The following is a 14678-nucleotide window of genomic DNA, read 5'->3' as shown; positions in this document are numbered from 1 at the left end:
AAAGCGCCTTGGCAAAACCGATAAATACGGCCATCCCCATTTGGCTGTTCTTTTTCCACGCAACCATCCGACGCCGCCTGCATCGCTGCCGGACGCAGCTGACATCGGCACATATAGCCTCCCTTTTAGAGTTTGGCCTCCTGTCAAAAGAGGCCGAATTCGATGCCCGTTCAACACAAATACCGACCCAAACACCTCGCATTTTCGATAGCACTTGCCGTGGGCTGCGCTGAATTCGCGGCGGCCCAACAAACCAGTACCGATCAAACTTCCGCACCTTTCGAAACGTCCGAAGACTTGATTATGGAACTCGATGCGTTCATCGGAGCTGCCGATACCCAACCCCACTTGATCAACAAAATCGCGGAGTGGCGAAATCTGCAATTGGATGAGCGTAACGATCTGGTCAGCGTCCTTTCCGGAGGGGGCATGACCAAGCGACTGGACGGCGGTGGTGGCATCAACGTCATCAGACTCGATCACACCAAAGGGGGCACATTGGGCGAAACCCGGGATTTCGCTGGCCTGGATATCAAACAGGGTACGTGGACCCTGAATGGCGGCAAGGACTCCGGAGACTTCCAGATCGGTGCCTTAGTGCGCCCTCAGGCGATGCTCACCAATAACGGACATATCCAAGGGCGCGCAGTCGCTCAAGGCACGTTGGTGAACAACGGCAGCATCGGCGGAAACGTCGAGGTGTATGAGTCGGGAACCTTCAGTGGCAAGGGCCGTGTAGGAGGGCTGGACGTAAGCGGCGGGCTTGTCGTCAATCGACAACTCGGCGCACCTGTCGTAGCGGGCGACATGAAACTGTCCAGGACCGCAGTTCTGACCTATGAAGTAAATGCCGATGGCCGAGGCGAGACGATCAAAGTCGATGGCACGGCGAGCCTTGGCGATGCAACCCTGAAAATTGCCGCAACTGGTGATTTCCCGCAAACCAGCCAGTACACCCTCATTGAGGCGACCAACGTCGTGGGGCGTTTCGGCGACATCGAAAACAACCTTGTTTTCATGACACCTGAACTGAATTACGACGACCCGAGAATTGTCAGCCTGACCTACGCACGTAACGATGTATCTTTCGAGAGCATCGCAGATACGGAAAGTGGCAAGCAGTTCGGTGCCAGCATTGAAGAGCCAACGGCCACCCAGACCGAACAAAAAACCTCCAGCACGACCAATGCCGCCGTCACCGCCCTGCTCGGATCCGATCGAGCTACCGCTGCCCACGCCCTCGAAATTCTGGCCGGCGACAGCAACGCCAACCTCGCCAAGGCGACCTTGAACAGTGACGGCCCGATAAGCGCCACCCTGCTCTCGGCCATGCGCCAGCTCGATAGCAACAGTGTTTCCAATAATCAGAATGGTGCGCCTCGACTGGCAGCCGGCAGCGATGCCAATAGCCGAGTCTGGCTCCAGGCGCTGGGACACAGTGGGAAACTGGATCGCGACTATGACCCGCTGCAGCACTCCACCCACGGATTGGTGATAGGTGCCGACTGGCAAATTGATGAGCAATGGCGTCTAGGTCTGATGGGCGGTCAATCCCGCACTCGCCAGAAGAGCCGCGAGTTTGACGGCAATCTGGACAGCTGGCACTTGGGGGCTTACGCACTTCGCCAGAACGGGCCAATGTCCCTGCGCTTGGGCGCGACTTACAACAACCATGATGGCAGCAGCACGCGCCGGGTCGAATTTTACGGTTTCAAGGATCGACCCAAGGGCCGTTACGAGGCCAATACCCAACAAGCCTTCGCAGAGGTGGGTTTCAACCTTGGCCGCGCCAGCGTCATCATCGAACCGTTTGCCAGTCTTGGGTACCAGCGCTATCAACGCGACAGTTTCACTGAGAAAGGAGGCGATGCTTCGCTGAAAGTCCACGATCAATCCGAGGAAAACTTCAGCAGCACATTCGGCCTGCGTCTGGCGAAGCTCAATACGCTGGATAACGGAATGCAACTAACGCCGCGTTTCAGCGCAGGCTGGAAACACACGTATGGCAAGGTCTACACAGAAACCAGGCAACGCCTTGTCACCGGCGGCAACGACTACAGCGTCTACAGTGCGCCACAGGATCGGGACAAACTGATGGTCGATGCGGGTGTGGACCTCAGGCTTTCCGCACGTAACACGATTGGAGTGGGGCTCTCGGGTGAAATGGGCAGCGATAGCCGCACTCATGGCGTAATGGGTCAGTGGCGGATGGCGTTCTGATCAACCACTGACACATCACCATACCTGCTCGCGCTAGCGGAGAATCTGCCAATGAAGAGGCTGAGTGTCACACCGTAATCGCGAGCAGGCTCGCTCCCACATGGGTCATGTGGTGCCTTGAATAACAGGCGAAAAAAAAGGGGAGCACATGCCCCCCCGAGGTTTAAAGCGTTGTATCGAGGCTGTTAACTCAGCCTTCGATCTCGATCAGGATTTCGCCCGGGTTGACCCGGTCGCCCTTGGCCACGTGGATGGCGGTGACTTTGCCGGCGATGGCCGCCTGCACTTCGGTTTCCATCTTCATCGCTTCGGTGATCAGCACGGCCTGGCCGGCTTTCACAACGTCGCCTTCCTTGACCAGCACGTCGACGATGTTGCCCGGCATGGTGGTGCTGACGTGGCCCGGTGCCGTGGCTTGTTTGCGCTTGCTGCTGCCGCCGCTGACGAATTCGTTGAGTGGTTCGAACACCACTTCTTCCGGCATGCCATCGATGGACAGGTAGAAGTGACGCTTGCCTTCAGCCTTGACGCCGACACCGGTGATGTCGACGCGGTAGGTTTCGCCGTGGACGTCGATGACGAACTCGGTCGGCACGCCTTCGCCGCCGGCAGAGGCTACGCCGCCCGCTTCCGGGATCGGCAACAGCACTTCTGGAGTGAGGGTGCCGGCAGCGCGTTCCTCGAGGAATTTGCGGCCGATGTCCGGGAACATCGCGTAGGTCAGCACGTCTTCTTCAGACTTGGCCACGGCGCCGATTTCGGCACGCAGCTTGGTCATTTCCGGCTTGAGCAGGTCAGCCGGACGAACGTCGATCACTTCTTCGCTGCCGATGGCCTGGCGACGCAGTTTTTCGTTTACGGTGCCTGGCGCCTTGCCGTAGCCGCCTTGCAGGTAGAGCTTCACTTCGTTGGTGATGGTTTTGTAGCGCTCGCCGGCCAGCACGTTGAAGAACGCCTGGGTGCCAACGATCTGCGAGGTCGGGGTTACCAGCGGCGGGAAACCGAGGTCTTCACGAACGCGCGGGATTTCGGCCAGCACTTCGCTCATGCGGTTCAGCGCGCCCTGCTCTTTGAGCTGGTTGGCCAGGTTGGAGATCATGCCGCCCGGTACCTGGTTGACTTGCACGCGGGTGTCGACGGCGGTGAATTCGCTTTCGAACTGGTGGTACTTCTTGCGCACGGCGTAGAAGTACAGACCGATCTCTTGCAGCAATTCCAGGTTCAGGCCGGTGTCGAATTCGCTGCCTTTAAGGGCGGCGACCATCGACTCGGTGCCAGGGTGGCTGGTGCCCCAGGCGAAGCTGGAGATCGCGGTGTCGATGTGGTCGGCACCGTTTTCGATGGCCTTCATCTGGCACATCGCAGCCAGGCCAGCGGTGTCGTGCGAGTGAATGAACACAGGCAGCGACTGCTCGGCTTTCAGTGCCTTGACCAGTTCGCCTGTGGCATATGGGGTCAGCAGGCCGGCCATGTCCTTGATTGCCACCGAATCGCAACCCATGGCTTCCATTTGCTTGGCCTGGTTCACGAATGCCTCGATGGTGTGCACCGGGCTGGTGGTGTAGGCGATGGTGCCTTGGGCGTGTTTGCCCGCCGCTTTCACCGCTTCGATGGCCACGCGCAGGTTACGCACGTCGTTCATTGCGTCGAAGATGCGGAACACGTCGATGCCGTTGACCGCTGCCTTGGCGACGAAGGCTTTGACCACGTCGTCGCTGTAATGGCGGTAGCCCAGCAGGTTCTGGCCACGCAGCAGCATTTGCAAACGGGTGTTAGGCAACGCCGCGCGCAATTGGCGCAGACGCTCCCACGGGTCTTCTTTGAGGAAGCGTACGCAGGCGTCGAACGTCGCGCCGCCCCAGCATTCCAGCGACCAGTAGCCGACTTTGTCGAGCTTGTCGCAGATCGGCAGCATGTCTTCGGTGCGCATGCGGGTGGCGAGCAGCGATTGGTGGGCGTCGCGCAGGATTGTGTCGGTAACGTGGATTTGCTTGCTCATTGTTCTATTCCTCACAGGCCTGCGTGGGCGGCGATGGCGGCGGCGATGGCCAGGGCCAGCTCTTCGGGTTTGCGCTTGATCGAGTAATTGGTCAGTTCAGGGTGGCTTTCAACGAAGCTGGTATTGAACTGGCCGCTACGGAATTCAGGGTTACGCAGGATTTCCTGGTAGTACGCGGCGGTGGTCTTGACCCCTTGCAGACGCATGTCGTCGAGGGCACGCAAGCCACGGTCCATCGCCTCTTCCCAGGTCAGCGCCCACACCACCAGTTTCAGACACATGGAGTCGTAGAACGGCGGAATGGTGTAGCCGGTGTAGATCGCCGTATCGGTACGCACGCCAGGACCGCCGGGTGCGTAGTAACGGGTGATCTTGCCGAAGCTCGGCAGGAAGTTGTTTTTCGGGTCTTCGGCGTTGATCCGGAATTGCAGCGCGAAACCGCGGTGCTGGATGTCTTCCTGTTTTACCGAAAGCGGCAGGCCGGACGCGATGCGGATCTGCTCACGCACGATGTCGATGCCGGTGATTTCTTCGGTGATGGTGTGTTCCACCTGCACCCGGGTGTTCATCTCCATGAAGTACACCTCGCCCTCGGCGAGCAGGAACTCCACGGTGCCGGCGTTCTCGTAACCCACTGCCTTGGCTGCGCGCACCGACAGGTCGCCGATGTAGGCGCGCTGTTCCGGGGTCAGTTGCGGGCTCGGGGCGATCTCGATGAGCTTCTGGTTGCGGCGTTGGATCGAGCAGTCACGCTCGAACAGGTGCACCACATTGCCAAAGCTGTCGCCGAGGATCTGCGCTTCGATGTGTTTCGGGTTGACGATGCATTTTTCCAGGAACACTTCCGCCGAACCGAAGGCCTTGGTGGCTTCGGAAATGACCCGAGGGAATGCTTGTTCAAGCTCTTCTCGGCTGTCGCAGCGACGGATACCACGGCCACCACCACCGGAAGTCGCCTTGAGCATCACCGGATATCCGATGCGGTCGCCTTCGACCAAGGCTTCGGCGATGTCCGCGACGTTGCCCTCGGTACCCGGGGTGACGGGTACACCAGCCTTGATCATGCTGCGACGGGCTTCAGTCTTGTCGCCCATGCGGCGAATCACTTCAGCCGATGGACCGATGAACTTGATGCCGCGTTCTGCGCAGATATCTGCCAGCTCAGCGTTTTCCGAGAGGAAACCGTAGCCGGGATGCAACGCATCACAACCGGTTTCTACTGCCAGATTCACCAGCTTGCGCGCATTCAGGTAACCGGCCAGAGGCTCGGCACCGATGCTGTGGGCTTCATCCGCACGCTTCACATGCAAGGCATGGCGGTCGGCGTCGGAATAGATCGCAACCGAGCGAATGCCCATCTCGGCGCAGGCTCGCACGATTCGTACGGCAATCTCACCACGGTTGGCGATCAGGATCTTTGTTATCACTTGGAGTTTCCCTTGAGCCGGTGGTACCCACGACCTGCTAGACCAGGTCGACGCGTGACCAAATGTTTCAATTCAGTCGCAGGCCCACACTAGCCCCCGCAAGGGATTAACAAAAATGATTAATTATTGGGTCAGGCATAAGTAAAGACTTATAGTTGATGCATCAGCCTGCGGCAGGAGCTTTCAGATAATGCGTAAGTCATTGATGCGTATGACATTGCGTCAATTGCAGATCTTCAATGAGGTCTGTGATTTACGGTCTTACAGCCGTGCGGCGGACGAAATGTCGCTCACACAACCTGCCGTGAGCCTGCAGATTCGTCAACTTGAGGAGCTGATTGGTCAGCCTTTGTTCGATTACGTCGGCAAAAAACTCTACATGACCGAAGCGGCTGAAGCGCTTCAGCGGGCCAGCCGGGATATTTTCGGGCGCCTGGAAAACCTCGACATGCAGCTGTCGGACATGCAGGGATCACTGCAGGGGCAACTGAAACTGGCGGTGGAATCCAGCGCCAAGTATTTCGTACCGCACCTGTTTGCCGCGTTCAAGCGCCAGCATCCGGAAGTGAATCTGCAACTGACGGTGGTCAACCGTGGGCAAGTGATCCGCCGTCTCTCCGACAACCGCGACGACCTGGTGATCATGTCCATGGTGCCGCAGGACATGGGGCTGGAGTTCCTGCCGTTCCTCAACAATCCGATCGTGGCCGTGGCGCCGCCGGATCATCCGCTGTGCCATATGGGGCCGTTGCGCTTGCAGGACCTCGAACCCTACACGCTGCTACTGCGCGAGCCCGGCTCGGGGACACGACTGGCGTGCGAAGAGTATTTCAAAGAGAAGCGCGTGCATTTCAACCAGACCCAAGAGGTCGCATCGGCCGAAGCTCAGCGTGAATGTGTACTGGCGGGTCTGGGCGTCGCGCTGTTGACGCGCCACGCCCTGAACCTGGAGTTGGCGACCGGCGGACTGATCGAGTTACCGGTCGAAGAACTGCCACTGTTTCGCAGCTGGTGCCTGGTGCAGGCCAAGGCCAAACGGCTGTCGCCGGTGGCCCACGCATTCCTTGCGTTTATCCGCAGCGAACGGGTGCAGATCAGCGCCCTGGTTGAGCGTTTCGACGGGAAGTTGCGGGAGCTGCCTGCCAGTAGTTGAGTTCCAGCTCGGGAAAATCACCGATCTCGGCCAGCAACTGGCGGCGTTCGCAGCGATCTTCGATAGCGCGACGAAATTCCATGCGGCGCTGGTCTTCTTGCTGACGACGGGTTTTGACGGCGCTGTTGCGTTCTTCGTAGGGCTGGGCCATTTCGAGTCTCCCAAGGCGATTACGGGAGTTACAGGATGGGCGCGAGGGATGACGGTTTGGCGGCTTGTGCGTTACAGGCAGATGAAAGTTATCGGATTTGAAAACGCCTTCGCGGGCAAGCCTCGCTCCTACAGGTTTGCATTGTTTGTAGGAGCGAGGCTTGCCCGCGAAGACGCCCTCAAGACGAATCAGTCGTCCAGGGCTTTCACCGATTTGGGCGACAACCGCAAGCTGCGCAGGCTGCGCTTGACGCTCTTGAGGTGGTTGACCAGGCTCGGCCCGCGCGCCATGGCTACGCCCATCGCCAACACGTCGATCACCACCAAATGAGCGATGCGCGAGGTCAGCGGTGTATAGATTTCGGTGTCTTCATGCACGTCGATGGCCAGGTTGACGGTTGACAGCTCGGCCAACGGTGTCTGGCTCGGACACAAGGTGATAAGCGAGGCACCGCTTTCGCGCACCAGGTTGGCTGTGATCAACAGATCCTTGGAACGCCCGGACTGGGAAATGCAGATCGCCACGTCAGTCGGCTTCAAGGTGACCGCCGACATCGCCTGCATGTGCGGGTCGGAATACGCGGCTGCCGTCAGCAGCAAACGGAAGAATTTGTGCTGGGCATCCGCCGCCACCGCGCCTGACGCGCCAAAGCCATAAAACTCGACACGCTGGGCCTGGGACATCAGCGATACCGCTCGCTGCAACTCCACCGGGTCGAGCTTCTCGCGAACCTCCATCAGGGTGTGCAGGGTCGTGTCGAAAATCTTCAGGCTGTAGTCGGCGACCGAATCGTCTTCATGGATCGCGAACTGGCCGAAGCTCGCACCAGCCGCCAGGCTTTGCGCCAGCTTCAGTTTCAGATCCTGAAACCCGGAACAACCGATGGCGCGGCAGAACCGCACGATGGTCGGCTCACTGATGCCCACGCTGTGGGCCAGGTCGGCCATGGAGCTGTGCATCACCGCCGCCGGGTCAAGCAGCACGTGGTCGGCGACCTTGAGCTCCGACTTGCGTAACAGGTGGCGTGACTGGGCGATGTGTTGCAGCAGATTCAAGGGGCTGGACTCTTTGTTATTGGCAGGCGCCGGGGATGTAGCAAGCTTGTAGTTATACTACATGAATTGGCTTTTTGCCTGCTCAATGCGCAACCGAATCCCTCGTTTTCAGGCGTGCGCGCTTCATGTAGCACTCATTATCAGAGCCGCAGCGCAACCGAAGCACACCCTTAGGCTAACAACCCTCCCTGATCGACTCACTCAAAGCAGCAGGGTCTTAGTTGCTACAAGTGCAAAAAACAAAACACTCAAACTTACAAATGCAAATAACAACCCTCTTCCAAAAACAACTTCACCTAGTTACCTTGATCGTGCAGGAAGCAATCAAACTTAATTAAAGGAGTTACACACTATGAGCATTAAAACCAAAGACTGGACCGCACAAATTGACCGTATGCCTGGCGCAGCTTCTTTCCGCGCTTTCGGCACCGTAACCGTTGCACACACAGGCATTACCCCCAAGCTGGTAATGACCGATCTTCAGGATAAATCCTTTGATCTGCGACTGGAGTTGATTCTTGAAAACTCCAACGAAATTTCGCTGCAAGTTGAAACAGACAAAGTTGTCGAATATAAAGCACTGGGGGACTCTAATGTTTCCGGCGTGAGCATCTTTTATAAAGGTGAAAAAATTCACCACATCGATAAAGTTCTGATTACAAACTAAGCCTATAAACACCTTCCCGTCATTTTAGTGGCGGGAAGGTGTGATTGTGCGACACACCTTCAGTAGGCGGATTGCGCTCGCAGAAGGTCCGCCAACCCACCCGCTTCTATCGGGCGACTGATCAAATACCCCTGCACTTCATCGCAGCGCTCAGCCTGCAAAAACTCAAGCTGCTCCGACCGCTCCACGCCTTCAGCCACCACCTTCAACGACAACCCGTGGGCCATCGCAATGATCGCCCGGGTGATCGCCGCATCCACGCTCCCCTCCCCCAGGCCGCGAATGAATGCCTGATCAATCTTCACGTAATCCACCGGAATGCGCTTGAGGTAGCTCAGGGACGAATAGCCGGTGCCGAAATCGTCGATGGCCAGCTTCACCCCAAGATCACGCAGCTGCTGGAACGTCGCGATGATGTGCTCAACGCTGTCCAGCAACTGGCTTTCGGTAAGCTCCAGTTCGAGGTAGTGCGGCGCCAGCCCGGTTTCTTCCAATACCTGACGCACCAGGCTGACCAGCTTGCCCTGGCGCAACTGATGCACCGACAAATTGACCGATACCCGAATCGGTTCCAGCCCCTGACGCTGCCATTCGCAGGCTTGCCAGCAGGCCTGACGCAACACGAACTCGCCGATCGGGCCGATCAGCCCGGTTTCCTCGGCCAGGCCGATGAAGTCCGACGGCGGCACGCGGCCCATGGTCGGGTGATCCCAGCGCACCAATGCCTCGGCGGCATTCAGCCGGCCTGTGGCGAGGCAAAGCTTGGGTTGGTAAAACACTTTCAGTTGTTTTTCTTCGATGGCTTTACGCAGCTGGTTTTCCAGCTGCAAGCGCTCAAGCGTGCTGGCTTGCAGACTGTCGGTGTAGAACTGGAAATTGTTGCCGCCCAAGTGTTTGGCGTGTTGCATGGCCATGTTCGACTGACTCACCAGCGCGGAGATTTCCCGTGCGTTGTCCGGCAGCATGCTGATGCCCATGGACGCGCTGACCACCAGCTCATGCCCCTCGACGGTCACCGGCAAACGCAGCTTGGCCGACAGGCGAGTCGCCACCCGCGCCAGGCTCGAAAGGTTGCCGTAAGCGTCGAACAGCACGGCGAACTCATCGCCGGACAATCGGGCGATGGTGTCTGCTTCCGGCAGTGCGTTGACCAGCCGCCGGGCCATTTTCTGCAACAGCTGATCGGCGATTTCATGACCAAGGCTGTCGTTGAGCAACTTGAAGCGATCAAGGTTGATGTGCAACAACGCCAGACTGCGCCCGCCCTGGCGCACGCGCTGATGGGCTTCACGCAACCTTTCGCGGAACAATGAACGGTTGGCCAGTCCAGTCAGTTCATCGTAGTGAGTCAGGTAGCGCATGCGCTCTTCGGATTCGCGCCGCGCCGAGAGATCGGCGAAGAAGCCGACGATATGGCTGACATTTCCCCGCGTATCGCGCACGGCGTTCAATTGCAGCCATTGCGGATACAGCTCGCCGTTCTTGCGCGTTTCCACCAGCTCGCCCTGCCAACTGCCGTGTTGCTCCAGCGCCTGATGAATCGCCCCGTAGTGGCGACGGGCATCGCGACTGCACGGCAGTTCCACGACGTTGCGCCCGAGCATGTCGTCGATGTCGTAGCCCGTTAAGCGGCTGAACGCCTGGTTTACCGCGATGAGTGCGTAATTCGGATCGAAAATCATGATGCCTTCGCTGGCGGCCTCGAACACCGTCGCCGCCAGTTGCTGCTGGGCTTCCAGCATCTTGCTGGCGCTGATGTCGCGGCGGGTGCCGACCATGCGGATCACCCGACCGCCGTCACTGCGCTCCACCGCTCGACCGCGGTCCTCGATCCAGACCCAATGACCATCGCCATGGCGCACGCGGTATTCGATCTGATAGTCCTCGCTGCGGCCCTTCAGGTGCTCGACCAGTGCGCGCCTCAGCGACGGCAAGTCCTCGGGATGCAGGCGCGGCTTGAGGTGACGCAGCATGGCCGTCACGAATTCCGGCTCCAGGCCGAACAACTCCTGAATATGGGTGTGATGGACTTCGTCGGTTTGTAGGTTCCAGTCCCACAGCCCCAGTTCGCTGGCCTTCAACGCCAGCGCCAGGCGCGCCTCGCTTTTGCTCAGGGCCTGGTTGGCAGCATCCAGCTCCAGGCTGCGCTGGGCGACGCGGCTTTCCAGCCCAATCTGAATTTCTCGCAACTCGTCTTCGGCACGACGGCGCTGATCGATTTCTTTGGCAAGATCATGGTTCAGCTGGTCGCTGCGGCTCTGGGCCTGCTGCAAGTGCTCGATCAATGCCTGATTCTGGAAGCGGCGCAACAACCCGCGATCAATCAGCCGATTGACCTGCCAGGCGACCACGCTCAACGCCCCCAGCAAAATCAGGCCGAACCAGCCCCAGCCCTGCTCCTGCTCGTCACCACCCCAGAACAGGTAGGCGATGGCCGGTAACAGACACGGCAAGGTGAATGACAGGAAGGCTGGCAGGCTGACGGCATAAGCGACGCTGGCCGAGAGGGCTGCCGCGCCGATCAGGCCGAACACCCAGGCTTGCTGGATGAAATTGTCGGCGGGCACCAGGGCAATTCCGGCGCCGGCCAGGGTCAGGCCGGTCATGGCCGAACCGAGCAAAAACATGCGACGCCAGACTGGATGGGCCTGGCGGTTGGGAATGGCCGAATCGAAAGCGGCGACCTGAATCACCCGCAGCGCCACCAGCGACAATAGCCACACCAGCCAGACGCTGACCAGGAAGTAGCGCTGCGGACTCCAGAGCAATCCCGCACACACCAGGCCATTGATCAGCATGAACAGCGTCGGCAGCAACGAGCCTTGATAAAGCAGGCGCGTGCGCTCGACCGCCATTTCCATGGCGTACTGTTTGCGGATAACCCGGGGCTCCACAGTGGGGCCCGACAGGTCGGAGCTGAGGGTCATAGGCAATGTTCTTGTTCTTATAATGATGAGCATGAGCCCGAAACGTGGACGGAGCATACACAAGCCAATGCCCTTACCAAACTGCTCCAGATCATAATTTCTGCAAAAGTCCGGAGCCCTTTTACCCCCTGAAAACGCTGGAAGCGAGCCCCACCAACGCCTGCAGCCAGTGACCGACCGGTCGTCCTTCGCGTATCTTTCATCGGCTAAAGCAAAGCGGGGTTTGCCCGGTGTGGCGCCGCCCCCTAGAATGCCCCGATGCGCGATGATCTCTCCCTTCTGCTGAACTCCCTCAACGATGCCCAACGCCAGGCCGTAGCTGCCTCCGTGGGTCGTCAGTTGGTCCTGGCCGGTGCTGGTTCCGGTAAAACCCGAGTGCTGGTGCACCGTATCGCCTGGTTGATCCAGGTCGAAAACGCCTCGCCCCACTCAATCCTGTCGGTGACCTTCACCAACAAGGCCGCTGCCGAGATGCGTCATCGCATCGAGCAGTTGATGGGTATTAACCCGGCCGGCATGTGGGTCGGCACTTTCCACGGCCTGGCGCACCGCTTGCTGCGGGCGCACTGGCAGGAAGCCGGCCTGAGCCAGACCTTCCAGATTCTCGACAGCGACGACCAGCAACGCCTGGTCAAACGCGTTATTCGCGAATTGGGGCTGGACGAGCAACGCTGGCCAGCCCGTCAGGCGCAGTGGTTCATCAACGGGCAGAAAGACGAAGGTCTGCGTCCGCAACACATTCAAGCCAGCGGCGACCTGTTCCTGGCCACCATGCGCAGCATTTATGAGGCCTACGAGGCCGCGTGCCTGCGCGCTGGCGTGATCGATTTCTCCGAATTGCTGCTGCGCGCCCTCGACTTGTGGCGCGATCACCCGGGTTTGCTGGCGCACTATCAGAAGCGCTTCCGGCACATCCTGGTGGACGAGTTCCAGGACACCAACGCCGTGCAGTACGCCTGGCTGCGACTGTTGGCCAAGGGTGGCGACAGCCTGATGGTGGTGGGCGACGACGACCAGTCGATCTACGGCTGGCGCGGCGCGAAAATCGAGAACATCTATCAGTACTCCGACGATTTCCCGGACGCAGAGACCATTCGTCTGGAGCAGAACTACCGCTCCACTGCCGGCATCCTCAAGGCAGCCAACGCCCTGATCGCCAACAACACCGGGCGCATGGGCAAGGAGCTGTGGACCGACGGCGGCGAAGGCGAAGCGATCAATCTGTACGCGGCGTTCAACGAACACGATGAAGCACGCTACGTGGTGGAAACCATCGAAAGCGCGCTGAAAACCGGCTTGGCTCGCAGCGATATCGCGATTTTGTACCGCTCCAACGCCCAATCCCGCGTTTTGGAAGAAGCCTTGCTGCGCGAGCGCATTCCCTACCGCATCTATGGCGGTCAGCGCTTCTTCGAGCGGGCTGAAATCAAGAACGCCATGGCTTACCTGCGTTTGCTGGAAGGTCGTGGCAACGATGCAGCACTGGAGCGGGTGATTAACGTTCCGGCACGCGGCATCGGCGAAAAAACCGTTGAAGCGATTCGCGACCATGCGCGCCACAGTGACGTGTCGATGTGGGAAGCCATGCGCCTGCTGGTTGCCAATAAAGGCCTGACCGGTCGCGCAGCGGGTGCGCTTGGCGCGTTTATCGAGCTGATCGAGAACCTCGCCGCCAAGTGCATGGAAATGCCGCTGCACCTGATGACCCAGACCGTCATCGAGCAGTCCGGACTGATTGCCTATCACGAAGCGGAAAAAGGCGAAAAAGGCCAGGCCCGGGTAGAAAACCTTGAGGAACTGGTCAGCGCCGCACGCAACTTCGAAAACGCTGAAGAAGACGAAGACCTGACCCTACTGGCGGCGTTCCTCGGTCACGCGTCGCTGGAGGCTGGCGATACTCAGGCCGACGAGCACGAAGACAGCATTCAGCTGATGACTTTGCACAGCGCCAAAGGCCTGGAATTCCCTTACGTGTTCCTGGTGGGCATGGAAGAAGGCCTGTTCCCGCACAAAATGAGCCTGGAAGAGCCGGGTCGTCTTGAGGAAGAACGTCGTTTGGCCTACGTCGGCATTACCCGGGCGATGCAGAACCTGGTGATGACCTATGCTGAAACCCGACGCCTGTATGGCAGCGAAACCTACAACAAGGTCTCGCGTTTCGTACGTGAAGTGCCGAAAGGCCTGATTCAGGAAGTGCGCCTGTCCAACAGTGTCAGTCGCCCGTTTGGCGGCGGCCAGCAGCAGAGTTCCAGCAGCCTGTTTGGCGGCAGCGAGATCCCGGACACCGGGTTCAGCCTCGGTCAGACCGTACGGCATTCGGTGTTTGGCGACGGCGTGATCCTGAACTTCGAAGGTGCCGGCGCGCAGGCCCGGGTGCAGGTGAACTTCAGCGAAGGCAGCAAGTGGCTGATGTTGGGTTACGCGAAACTGGAAGCGATCTAAGGGTTATCGGCTTTTCTGTAGGAGCGAGCCTGCTCGCGAATGAGGGCGCCGCGGTTTATCCAGAAAACCGTGGTGCGGCTATCGCGAGCAGGCTCGCTCCCACAGGGGTTTGTGGTTAATCCACCTCGGCAGGTTGATCTTATAAAGGCGCGAACCATGGGCTCAGGTTTCTTTTCTTCCTGGACATTCTGGGCCCTGATGTCGGCAGCTTTTGCCGCCATGACCGCGATCTTTGCCAAAATCGGCATCGAAAACGTCAACTCCGACTTCGCCACGTTGCTGCGCACCGTGGTGGTGTTGGTCAGCCTGGCCTTGATTTTGTACGCCACGGGCCAATATCAGTCATTAGGATCGATCTCGGCCAGGAGCTACCTGTTCCTGCTGCTGTCGGGACTGGCCACCGGCGCCTCGTGGATCTGCTACTTCCGCGCATTGAAACTGGGGCCGGCCTCGCTGGTCGCTCCGGTGGACAAACTCAGTGTGGTGCTGGTGGCGGTGCTCGGCGTGATCTTACTGGGTGAAAAACTCGACCTGCGCCAATGGGGCGGAATCGGCCTGATCACGGCCGGTGTGGTCATGCTTGCGCTACGACGCTAGGCCCCTTCCTACAGAACCTATCCACTCGTCCTACGGACCA

General features: G+C 59.1%; 10 protein-coding genes. 5 read left to right on the top strand and 5 right to left on the bottom strand.

Going from position 1 to position 14678, the window contains the following annotated elements; all coding sequences use genetic code 11:
• Nucleotides 1-162: 162 nt before the first annotated feature.
• Nucleotides 163-2220, top strand: a complete 2058-nt coding sequence (locus IB246_RS05400; protein ID WP_008038146.1) for an autotransporter domain-containing protein — start codon at nt 163-165, stop codon at nt 2218-2220.
• Nucleotides 2221-2410: 190 nt separating this feature from the next.
• Here IB246_RS05400 and oadA read toward each other — a convergent pair whose 3' ends face one another.
• A complete protein-coding gene (gene oadA, locus IB246_RS05395; protein WP_008038148.1) occupies nt 2411-4219 on the bottom strand; it encodes a sodium-extruding oxaloacetate decarboxylase subunit alpha in 1809 nt (602 codons plus the stop codon).
• Nucleotides 4220-4230: 11 nt separating this feature from the next.
• Nucleotides 4231-5646, bottom strand: a complete 1416-nt coding sequence (locus IB246_RS05390; RefSeq protein ID WP_008030739.1) for an acetyl-CoA carboxylase biotin carboxylase subunit — start codon at nt 5644-5646, stop codon at nt 4231-4233.
• 190 nt (nt 5647-5836) lie between these two features.
• Between IB246_RS05390 and IB246_RS05385 the strand changes: the two genes are divergently transcribed.
• The gene (locus IB246_RS05385) at nt 5837-6799 is read left to right on the top strand and encodes a LysR family transcriptional regulator (protein ID WP_008038154.1); all 963 of its coding nucleotides are present in this window, start codon (nt 5837-5839) and stop codon (nt 6797-6799) included.
• On the opposite strand, the gene IB246_RS05380 is transcribed toward IB246_RS05385, so the two are convergent.
• Together IB246_RS05380 and hexR are read right to left on the bottom strand one after the other, a co-directional pair.
• The gene (locus tag IB246_RS05380) at nt 6741-6950 is read right to left on the bottom strand and encodes a PA3496 family putative envelope integrity protein (RefSeq protein WP_008030742.1); all 210 of its coding nucleotides are present in this window, start codon (nt 6948-6950) and stop codon (nt 6741-6743) included. The genes IB246_RS05385 and IB246_RS05380 overlap by 59 nt on opposite strands.
• A gap of 188 nt (nt 6951-7138) precedes the next feature.
• Complete coding sequence (gene hexR, locus IB246_RS05375) at nt 7139-8005, bottom strand: transcriptional regulator HexR (RefSeq protein ID WP_008027445.1); 867 nt, start codon at nt 8003-8005, stop codon at nt 7139-7141.
• Nucleotides 8006-8357: 352 nt separating this feature from the next.
• Here hexR and IB246_RS05370 point away from each other — a divergent pair, with 352 nt between their 5' ends.
• Complete coding sequence (locus IB246_RS05370; RefSeq protein WP_008038170.1) at nt 8358-8672, top strand: hypothetical protein; 315 nt, start codon at nt 8358-8360, stop codon at nt 8670-8672.
• A 59-nt stretch (nt 8673-8731) separates the two neighbouring features.
• On the opposite strand, the gene IB246_RS05365 is transcribed toward IB246_RS05370, so the two are convergent.
• A complete protein-coding gene (locus IB246_RS05365; RefSeq protein WP_008038172.1) occupies nt 8732-11599 on the bottom strand; it encodes an EAL domain-containing protein in 2868 nt (955 codons plus the stop codon).
• A gap of 258 nt (nt 11600-11857) precedes the next feature.
• On the opposite strand from IB246_RS05365, the gene uvrD reads away from it, so the two are divergent.
• Both uvrD and IB246_RS05355 read left to right on the top strand, forming a co-directional pair.
• A complete protein-coding gene (gene uvrD, locus IB246_RS05360; RefSeq protein WP_008038173.1) occupies nt 11858-14041 on the top strand; it encodes a DNA helicase II in 2184 nt (727 codons plus the stop codon).
• A 156-nt stretch (nt 14042-14197) separates the two neighbouring features.
• Nucleotides 14198-14638, top strand: a complete 441-nt coding sequence (locus IB246_RS05355) for an EamA family transporter (RefSeq protein ID WP_007934436.1) — start codon at nt 14198-14200, stop codon at nt 14636-14638.
• Nucleotides 14639-14678 lie beyond the last annotated feature (40 nt).

The organism is Pseudomonas sp. PDM01 (assembly GCF_014852325.1).
GTDB lineage: Bacteria > Pseudomonadota > Gammaproteobacteria > Pseudomonadales > Pseudomonadaceae > Aquipseudomonas > Aquipseudomonas migulae.
This window is presented reverse-complemented; position numbering and strand designations above follow the sequence as displayed.